The sequence below is a fragment of the Cupriavidus sp. WS genome (genome assembly GCF_000395345.1).
GTDB classification, from domain to species: Bacteria; Pseudomonadota; Gammaproteobacteria; order Burkholderiales; family Burkholderiaceae; genus Cupriavidus; species Cupriavidus basilensis_B.
Genome location: NZ_AQPL01000694.1, coordinates 1 through 1562, shown reverse-complemented (window position 1 = coordinate 1562; position 1562 = coordinate 1). Strand labels below are relative to the sequence as shown.

The 1562-nt window shown below is 67.7% G+C and carries 1 protein-coding gene; it reads right to left on the bottom strand.

Going from position 1 to position 1562, the window contains the following annotated elements; genetic code table 11:
* Positions 1–105: 105 nt before the first annotated feature.
* Positions 106–1269: a DNA polymerase IV gene (gene dinB, locus K206_RS0136610; RefSeq protein ID WP_020207163.1), complete on the bottom strand. Its 1164-nt coding sequence runs from the start codon at positions 1267–1269 to the stop codon at positions 106–108.
* Between the last annotated feature and the right edge of the window lie 293 nt (positions 1270–1562).

Genomic DNA, 1562 nt, shown 5'->3' with positions numbered 1-1562 from the left:
CACAAAAAATCTGACAGGTTCAATGGCTGGCGAATTTTCCTAAGTGCAATACGGAATCATCTCGATATTGCGTACTTGTTCGTAATTTGCGCGCCGGGCACCCGCTCAGCCGGCTTCATCGAACGGCAATTCGCCTTGCACCGGCAACGGCGCGAGGTCGTCTTCTCCGGCCACCGTCAACGCGCTGACCCTGACGCCCAGCAACCGTATCCTGCGGTCGAGCGTGACCCGTTTCACGCATTCGGTGGCGGCGCGCCGCAGTTGCACGGCGTCGGCGGTGGGCTCGGGCAGGCTCAGGTCGCGCGTGACGGTCTGGAAGTCGTCGTAGCGCAGCTTGACGCCGACGGTGCGGCCGACATAGCCCTTGCGGTGCAGGTCTTCGGCCAGACGCTGGCACAGGCCGGTGAAGATTTCGGAGAGGGCCTGGCGGTCCTGGCGCGGGTGGAGGTCGCGCTCGAAGGTGGTTTCGCGGCTCATGGACTTGGGTTCGGCGCTGACCACCACGCTGCGGTCGTCGCGGCCCTGGGCGGTTTCCGCCAGCCACGCGGAGTAGCTGCGGCCGAAGTGGCTTTGCAGCAGGCCGAGGTCGGCATGGGCGAGGTCGCCGACGGTGGCGATGCCCAGGCCGGCGAGCTTCTCGGTGGCCTTGGGGCCGATGCCGTTGACCTTGCGCACGGGCAGGGGCCAGATGCGCGCGGGGATGTCCGCGGCGGTGAGCAGGGTGAGGCCGTCGGGCTTGTCGAGTTCGGAGCCGATCTTGGCGAGCAGCTTGTTGGGGGCGATGCAGATGGAGCAGCTCAGTTGCGTGGCTTCGCGCACGGCCTGCTTGATGCGCGTGCCGAGTTCGGCCGGCTCGCCTTGCACGTCGCTGAGGTCGATGTAGATTTCATCGATGCCGCGGTCTTCGATCTGGTCGGTGAAGGCGTGGACGGCGGCCTTGAACAGGCGGGAGTAGTGCCGGTAGGAGTCGAAGTCGGTGGGCAGCAGGATGGCGTCCGGCGCGAGCTGGGCGGCCTTCATCATGCCCATCGCGGAGAAGACGCCGAGCGCGCGCGCCTCGTAGGTGGAGGTGGTGACGACGCCGCGGCCGGCGTAGTCGCGCAGGCGGGCGAAGCGCCGGCTGCCGTCGGGCAGCGTCTCGGGCGTGGCGTTGCGCCCGCCGCCGATCACCACGGGCTTGCCGCGCAGTTCCGGGTACCGCAGGAGTTCGACGGAGGCGTAGAACGCGTCCATGTCCAGGTGGGCGATGCGGCGGGTTGCGGATGGCATTGGCGGCGGGCTGGGATCGGGCGACGCCTGCGTCCTGCCGTGGCCGGGCGCGGCGTCTCCATGACTGTATGCATATACAGTATATCGAAGTCCGCGCCGGATACGGAATTGTCCGAGTGTGTGCCTAGCGCAGCAGGAAGGCGATGTCGTCGACGCTGATCCGCGCCGGCGGCACGCCGCGGCGCTGCTGGAACAGGATGTGCTGGAGCACCTGGCGGCGCTGGGCGGCGAAGACGGCGAGGTCGATCGGCGAGCCGGTGCGGGCGTAGTGGGGTCGTCTCAGAAAACGGAAA